Source organism: Brachyspira pilosicoli, from assembly GCF_019402445.1.
GTDB lineage: Bacteria > Spirochaetota > Brachyspiria > Brachyspirales > Brachyspiraceae > Brachyspira > Brachyspira pilosicoli_B.
Map to the genome: position 1 here is coordinate 1 of NZ_SRZM01000339.1, position 515 is coordinate 515.

Annotated in this window: 1 protein-coding gene; it reads right to left on the reverse strand. The window is 24.5% G+C overall.

Annotated features, from left to right (window positions below; all coding sequences use genetic code 11):
* Positions 1-515: hypothetical protein (locus E6A48_RS10410; RefSeq protein WP_219710135.1), on the reverse strand; the 515-nt coding region annotated here is incomplete at both ends.

Below are 515 nucleotides of genomic sequence, written 5' to 3' on the forward strand. Positions count from 1 at the left end.
CTCTTTCATTATAGAAGATAATAATTCTTCTTTTTTGCTGTCCGTATCTTTAATATAAGCTTCTATACTAGATTTAGATTCTTCTAATTCTTTTAATAATCTGTTTATATCACCTTCTTTGTAATTATCTATGCTTGATGATAAATTATCTACTTTAGCTCTTAACTCTTCTAAATAATTTTCAAATTCAAGTTCTCTTTCATATTTGATATTTTCTAGCTCTTCTCTTAAATCTGATGAATATAAGCTTCTTATTCTTGCACTGTCTGACCAAGTATCTTCAAAATATTCTACTCTTCTCTCTAATCTATCTCTAAACTCTTTATTGTCTTTATCTAAATTGTCAAATAAATCGTTTAGTTTTGATAACTCTTCACTAAATAAATCTTTCACACTACTATCATTACTTAATGAATTAATATTATTTTCTATACCAGATAATTTATCTTCTAAATCTTTTCTGTAACTTGAAATACTATTTTCTAACTCCAATGATTTATTAATAGCTTTATCAA